We start from the raw sequence: 6,866 nt of genomic DNA on the forward strand, positions 1-6,866 counted from the left end.
GCAGGACCCTGAGCGACCTCAGACCAGCACGGTCGATGCCGGCACCGGCAAGCTGAACCTGGCGACCAGCTTCACGTATGACGTGCCTATGACGCCAACGGCAACCTGACGGGCGATGGCACCTGGAGCTACGGCTACGACCTGGACAACCGGCTGAAGACGGCGAGCAAGGCGGGCACGGCAGCGACCTTGGGCTATGACGCCGAGGGAAGACTCCGGCAGACGGTCATCGGCGCCAACACGGCGAATCTGCTGTACGACGCCGCGAACCTGATTGCCGAGTACGACGCGGCGGGCACCACGCTGCAAAGACGCTACGTGCACGGCCCCGGCACCGACGAGCCGATCGTCTGGTACGAAGGATCAGGCACCACGGCCAAGAACTGGTTCTATGCGGACCACCTCGGCAGCATCGTGGCCACGGCCAATGCGACGGGTGCGAGCACCGGCATCTACAGCTATGGGCCCTACGGCGAGCCGAACACGACGACGGGGCCGAGGTTCAGGTACACGGGCCAGCAGCTCATCGGCGAGCTGGGGCTGTACCACTACAAGGCGCGCTTCTACTCGCCGAGCCTGGGCAGGTTCCTGCAGACGGATCCGATTGGCTACAAGGACGACGTCAATCTATATGCCTATGTGGGCAACAACCCGGCGAACCGGACAGACCCTACGGGGTTGATTGCCAGCCAGGCAGCGGCATTGGCTGCAGGTGTGGGCGGTGCATCCGCATTTCCTGTAGCTCCGCAGTCCAACGTGCAAGGCACGCCTCTTGGAAACTGGATCGACAATTCGCCGATCCACGATCCGCCGCTTGAAGGGGTCTATCCTGAGCAGTTCCTCATCGGTGGCGGACTGGGGGTATTAAAAGGGGCGGCGCAGGCGGCTGCGAAAGGGGTCGCTACGAGGGAAACGGCGGCGCTTACCGAGATTTCATTCGGAGCAAAGGCGACTAGAAATAGCGCAAATCAGCTAAATGTCGGGCTAACACAGTCGCAAGCAATCGAGAATCTGGCAGTGAATGGGTACGTGAAAACAATGTCCAAGGATGGAACCGTCACCATCATGAACAGCGGGGATAAGACCTATAGGTTCTACCCTCAGTCGACAGGCGGTGGGGTTGCGGGCGCACCGACTGGTGTACCGTCCGCTTCGGTTTCGGTTCTCGACGCAATCATTACGAAGCTACGCTTCTTGGGGGAATGACATGCAGAACGAAGCAACAGACGAGTCGATAGGCAATTCGCTGGACGTGATCGTTCGAGGGGCAGAGCTTCCACAACAGGTGCTAACCCGTCAATTCCAAAAGTATCTGTTTTTTGATGCGGACATCACGTCTTCTAAGCCGATGATTTCCGCAGTGCGGGAAGTTGCTGCTGCATGCTTCGATGAGGAGCTTGAAGTGGACGTATTCGCTAGATCAAGCAGATCTCTCTTGGCGCGCTTAGGTGGGGACGCGGATTGGCCCGTTGATATCAGCAGGCTTGGTAAAGCCCTCCGCGACGGGGGGGATGTTGATGGAATGATTCTTGTCGATGTAAAGAAGCGATGGGTCATCTATCAAAGTCGCCCTGTCGATGTTGGAGTCTTTGCCATCGATTCGGATCGAGTTCCAGATGGCACAGAGGTTGTAAGAGACAACTTCTTTAACAAGGAAGACATTTCTCTCTGGCTTTTACGACGAACTGCAAGAGACGTCGAGTTGGTGGAAAGCTTTGGCGCAGGCTTTCTCGCGACCTTGCTAAGCAACTACTCATGGACCCATAAGCAAGGCAATTCTCTTTAACTCTATTAATGTTGATCGAGGGGGGAACTTTGGACCGGTTCAGGCAAGTACCTCAGCACATTCCGAGCAATTGACTATGCACATCGAGAGAAGCCAACGCATACAAGACTGGCGTGCATTGCCTGTGAAGCAAAGCCTTTGTGGATGGATATCCCATGGGTGACGTGGTGCCTGGACTGGACCAGCCAACCCGAGTTATGCATGCCGTGCCACCCTCGTACCCGCGCGAGGCAAGATGAGCAGGCATTCAAGGAAGAGTCCTGGTGGAAATCGGAGTGGGCGAGCCCGGCAACGTTGCGCGTACAACCGTCGTCTGCGAGTCACCCAAGCTGCTGGCAGATCCGGCAGTCAGTTCACTCAGTCAATGGAAACTCCGGCCTCACACCTATCGCGGCGTACCGGTCAAGGTGCGGCTTCGCCAGCCGATTACTTTCAAACTGGGGGACGACCCCGCACCTTGGCAGTAAGAAAGGCGGACCTGCCCGCTCCCTACGCCTCACTACCCCAACACATCATTCACCTGCGCATTGAACTCCGCCTGCCCCAGCGCCACCCCGATCTCCCTCGGCAGCGCATCCCTCACCGAGAACACCCCCAGGATCTTCGTCCCCGACACCAGCGGCAGGTGCCGGAACCCCCGCTCGAGCATCAGCACCACCGCATCCGACACCAGCGTCTCCGGCGACACGCAGATCGGATTCGGCGTCATCACTTCACGAACGGCCGTGCGATCCGGATCGAGTCCTTTTGCCAGCACCCGCGTCATCAGGTCGCGCTCGGTCAGGATGCCCAGCACGATGTCGGGCGGTTCCATGATGAGCACGCTGCCGCAGTTGGCGCGGGTCATCACGCCGGCGGCGTCGCGCACGCTGGCATGTGGCCCGAGGCTGAGCACATGCTTGCGCGATATGGACTGAAACACAGTACGTTCTTCCGCCATGGTCCGCCCTCCAGAAAAAGCGCGATGTTGCGACGAGCCCGGGCTCAGCGCAAGGAGGCGTTGAGTTTTTCCAGCGCCGAGGCACCCGGGCACAGCTCGTCGGGCCCTAGCTGGTTGAGCGGGCGGGCACTGGTGTTGAGTGCCGTGTGCAGGTCGGTGGCCAGCGGATCGACGTAGAGCAGCCCGGTCACCACCTCGCCCATTTCCTGGTGCCGCTGCATGTGCGACATGGCGGCATGGCGGTCACCGGGGTTGTAGCCGGCGTGCAGGCTGCGCAGCCGCAGCAGTGTGCCGTCGTGCTGGCGCACGTCCATCACCTCGCCCGGCGCCACGTCCGCGGTGATCGCCTCGCGTCCCTGGATGAAGTCGATGCGGCTCACCGCCTCGTTGTGTTCGCGCACATAGTCGTAGCTCTTGGTGCTGCCCGGATGGTTGTTGAAGGCCACGCAGGGGCTGATCACGTCGATGAATGCGGCGCCGCCGTGGCTGATGGCGCCCTTGATCAGCGGCACCAGCTGGGCCTTGTTGCCCGAGAAGCCACGCCCGACGTAGGTGGCGCCCAGCTGCAGGGCCATGGCCACGAGGTCCACCGGGCTGTCGGTGTTGATGGCGCCCTTCTTGCTCTTGGAGCCCTCGTCGGCAGTGGCGGAGAACTGGCCCTTCGTGAGGCCATAGACGCCGTTGTTCTCGACGATGTAGGCCATTCGCACGCCGCGCCGCATGGCGTGGGCGAACTGGCCCAGGCCGATGGAGGCCGAGTCGCCATCGCCCGAGACGCCGAGATAGAGCAGGTCGCGGTTGGCCAGGTTGGCGCCGGTCAGTACGCTGGGCATGCGGCCGTGCACGGTGTTGAAGCCGTGCGAGGCGCCCAGGAAATAGTCCGGCGTCTTGGAGCTGCAGCCGATGCCCGAGAGCTTGGCGACGCGGTGGGGCTCGATGTCCAGTTCCCAGCAGGCCTCGATGATGGCGGCCGAGATCGAGTCGTGGCCGCAGCCGGCGCACAGGGTCGAGATCTTGCCCTCGTAGTCGCGCCGCGTATAGCCGACCTTGTTGGTGGCCAGCGTGGGGTGGTGCAGCTTGGGCTTGGCGAGATAGGTCATGCGGTTTCCCCCGTCACATGCGCAGCGATCGCCCCGGTGACGAAGCGCGCCGTGATGGGCGTTCCATCGAAATGCAGCACGCGCACCAGCCGGGCGGGGTCGATGTCGAGTTCGTTGATCAGCAGGCTGCGCATCTGTGCATCGCGGTTCTGCTCGACCACGAAGACCTGGCGGTGCCCGGCCAGGAACTGCACGACGCTCTCCGGAAAGGGAAAGGCGCGCAGCCGCATCGCATCCAGGTGGATGCCCCGGGCTTCGAGTGCTTCCAGCGCCTCGTGCATGGCGGGGCTGGTCGAACCGAAGTAGATCACGCCCAGGTCCGTGGTTTGCGCGGCTGGCCGCAGCACAGGCTGCGGCACCATCGTGGCGGCGGTCGCGAACTTCTTCAGCAGCCGCTCCATGTTGTAGATGTAGTCGGGGCCGCGCTCCGAGTAGCGCGCGTAGGCGTCGCGCGTGGTGCCCCGCGTGAAGAAGCTACCCTTGGTCGGGTGCGTGCCGGGCAGGGTGCGCCAGGGGATGCCGTCGCCATCGACGTCCTTGTAGCGGCCGAAGTCGCGGCCGGCCTCCAATTCCTCTGCCGTCATGACCTTGCCGCGGTCATAAGAGCGGCTCTCGTCCCATTCGAAGGGCGCGCACAGGCGCTGGTTCATGCCGATGTCCAGGTCGGTCATCAGGAACACGGGGGTTTGCAGGCGGTCCGCCAGGTCCAGTGCAGCTGCGGCATGCTCGAAGCACTCGTGCGGGTCCTCGGGGAACAGCAGCACGTGCTTGGTGTCGCCGTGGGAGGCGTAGGCGCAGCACAGGATGTCGGCCTGCTGGGTGCGCGTGGGCATGCCGGTGGAGGGCCCGCCGCGCTGCACGTTGATGAGGGTGACGGGGATCTCGGCGAAGTAGGCGAGGCCAATGAACTCGGTCATCAGCGAGATGCCCGGGCCCGAGGTCGCGGTGAAGGCGCGCGCGCCGTTCCAGCCGGCGCCGACCACCATGCCGATGGAGGCCAGCTCGTCCTCGGCCTGCACGATGGCGAAGCGGTTCTGGCCGGTGGCCGGGTCCACGCGGAACTTGGCGCAGTACTTCTGGAAGGCCTCGGCGACCGAGGAGGAGGGTGTGATCGGGTACCAGGCCGCGACCGTGGCACCGCCGTACACGCAGCCCAGCGCCGCGGCGCTGTTGCCGTCGACGAAGATGCGTTCGCCCACGCGGTCGGCGCGCCGCACCTGCAGCCCCACCGTCTCGCGCAGGTGCTCGCGCGCGAAGTCGCAGCCCAGGTGCAGCGCCTGAACGTTGGAGGCCAGCAGCTTTTCCTTGCCCCTGTACTGCTCGCCGAGCAGCTTCTCGACCACCTGCGGCTCGATGCCCAGCAGGATGGCGAGTGCGCCCACGTAGACGATGTTCTTGAACAGCTGCCGCTGGCGCGGGTCGTGGTAGACCGCGTTGCAGATCTCGGTGAGCGGCATGCCGATCACGCGGATGTCGTCGCGGAACTTCGAGGGCGGCAGGGCGCGCGTGCTGTCGTAGAACAGGTAGCCGCCAGGCTCCAGCTCGGCCACGTCGGCATCCCAGGTCTGCGGGTTCATCGCCACCATCATGTCGGTGCCGCCGCGCCGCCCCATGTAGCCCTGCTCGGAGACGCGCACCTCGTACCACGTCGGCAGGCCCTGGATGTTGCTCGGGAAGATGTTGCGCGGACTCACCGGCACGCCCATGCGCAGGATGGCCTTGGCGAACAGCTCGTTGGCCGAAGCCGAGCCCGAGCCATTGACGTTGGCGAACTTGATGACGAAGTCGTTCACCGCTGCGATCGAGGGGGTGGCCCCAGCGCTCGCCGAAGGCGCCTGGACGCCCTTGGGCGGAAGTGTTGCACTCATGCTGGCACCCCTTGCCTCGGCGCAACCTTCGCATCACGACTTGCCGGGCCCGCCGGCGTCATCTTCAGCAGGAACTTCTGCATGTCCCAGGCCCCCGTGGGGCAGCGCTCGGCGCACAGGCCGCAGTGCAGGCAGACGTCCTCGTCCTTGACCATCACGCGGCCGGTCTTCAGCCCGCCGGACACATACAGGTCCTGCGCCAGGTTGAGCGCGGGCGCCTTCAATCGCTGGCGCAGCTCCGCCTCCTCGCCGTTGGCGGTGAAGCTGATGCAGTCCATCGGGCAGATGTCCACGCAGGCATCGCATTCGATGCACGCGACTTCGGTGAACACGGTCTGCACATCGCAATTGAGGCAGCGCTCGGCCTCCTTGAAGGCGGTGGCTGCGTCGAAGCCCAACTCCACCTCGACCCGGATGCTGGCCAGCGCCGTCTCCGCCTTGGCCCAGGGCACCTTGTAGCGCAGGTCGTTGGTGATGTCGTTGTCGTAGCTCCACTCGTGGATGCCCATCTTCTGCGACATCAGGTTGGTCATGGGGGCAGGGCGCTGCTGGATCGATTCGCCGTGCAGCAGCCGGTCGATCGACACCGCGGCCTCGTGGCCATGGGCCACGGCCTCGATGATGTTCTTGGGGCCGAAAGCCGCGTCGCCGCCGAAGAACACGTTCGGCACGGTGGACTGGAAGGTGCTCTTGTCGAGCACCGGCAGGCCCGACTTGTCGAAGGTGATGCCGCAGTCGCGCTCGATCCACGGGAAGGCGTTCTCCTGGCCCACCGCCACCAGCACGTCGTCGCACTCGAAGAAAGCCTCGGGCTCGCCGGTGGGCACCAGCGAGCGCCGGCCCTGGGCGTCGTACTGCGCGCGGACGATCTCGAAGCGCATGCCCACCAGCCTGCCGTCCTCGTGGACGAAGGCCTTGGGCACGTGGAAGTTGATGATGGGGATGCCCTCGTGCTGCGCATCCTCCTTCTCCCAGGGCGAGGCCTTCATCTCCTCGAAGCCGCTGCGCACGATCACCTTCACGTCGCTGCCGCCCAGGCGGCGCGCCGACCGGCAGCAGTCCATCGCCGTATTGCCGCCGCCCAGCACGATCACGCGCTGGCCGATGCTGGTGATGTGGCTGAAGGAGACGGAAGCCAGCCAGTCGATGCCGATGTGGATATTGGCCGCGGC

General features: G+C 64.1%; 7 protein-coding genes. 3 read left to right on the plus strand and 4 right to left on the minus strand.

Translation table 11 applies throughout. The features are described from left to right. The first annotated feature begins 189 nt into the window (after nucleotides 1-189). The 3 genes from APY03_RS09100 to APY03_RS45620 all read left to right on the plus strand — a co-directional run bounded on the left by APY03_RS09100 (nucleotide 190) and on the right by APY03_RS45620 (nucleotide 2,253). On the plus strand, nucleotides 190-1,206 hold the full coding sequence (locus APY03_RS09100; RefSeq protein WP_068676012.1) for an RHS repeat-associated core domain-containing protein: 1,017 nt from the start codon (nucleotides 190-192) through the stop codon (nucleotides 1,204-1,206). Nucleotide 1,207: 1 nt separating this feature from the next. Continuing rightward, the gene (locus APY03_RS09105; RefSeq protein ID WP_068676014.1) at nucleotides 1,208-1,786 is read left to right on the plus strand and encodes a hypothetical protein; all 579 of its coding nucleotides are present in this window, start codon (nucleotides 1,208-1,210) and stop codon (nucleotides 1,784-1,786) included. A 245-nt stretch (nucleotides 1,787-2,031) separates the two neighbouring features. Continuing rightward, on the plus strand, nucleotides 2,032-2,253 hold the full coding sequence (locus APY03_RS45620) for an energy transducer TonB (RefSeq protein ID WP_083944240.1): 222 nt from the start codon (nucleotides 2,032-2,034) through the stop codon (nucleotides 2,251-2,253). Nucleotides 2,254-2,285: 32 nt separating this feature from the next. Here the strand turns inward: APY03_RS45620 and APY03_RS09110 are convergent, their stop codons facing one another. The 4 genes from APY03_RS09110 to APY03_RS43500 form a co-directional block, all read right to left on the minus strand. Continuing rightward, entirely contained in the window at nucleotides 2,286-2,726 is a 441-nt protein-coding gene (locus APY03_RS09110) for a CBS domain-containing protein (protein WP_068676016.1), read from the minus strand. Nucleotides 2,727-2,770: 44 nt separating this feature from the next. Beyond that, complete coding sequence (locus APY03_RS09115; RefSeq protein ID WP_068676018.1) at nucleotides 2,771-3,826, minus strand: 2-oxoacid:ferredoxin oxidoreductase subunit beta; 1,056 nt, start codon at nucleotides 3,824-3,826, stop codon at nucleotides 2,771-2,773. Beyond that, a complete protein-coding gene (locus APY03_RS09120; protein WP_232081285.1) occupies nucleotides 3,823-5,694 on the minus strand; it encodes a 2-oxoacid:acceptor oxidoreductase subunit alpha in 1,872 nt (623 codons plus the stop codon). Before APY03_RS09120 ends, APY03_RS09115 begins: the two co-directional genes overlap by 4 nt. Continuing rightward, nucleotides 5,691-6,866: FAD-dependent oxidoreductase (locus tag APY03_RS43500; protein WP_232324205.1), on the minus strand; the 1,176-nt coding region annotated here is incomplete at its 5' end. The genes APY03_RS43500 and APY03_RS09120, both read right to left, overlap by 4 nt.

It is taken from the genome of Variovorax sp. WDL1 (assembly GCF_001541225.1).
GTDB lineage: Bacteria > Pseudomonadota > Gammaproteobacteria > Burkholderiales > Burkholderiaceae_C > Variovorax.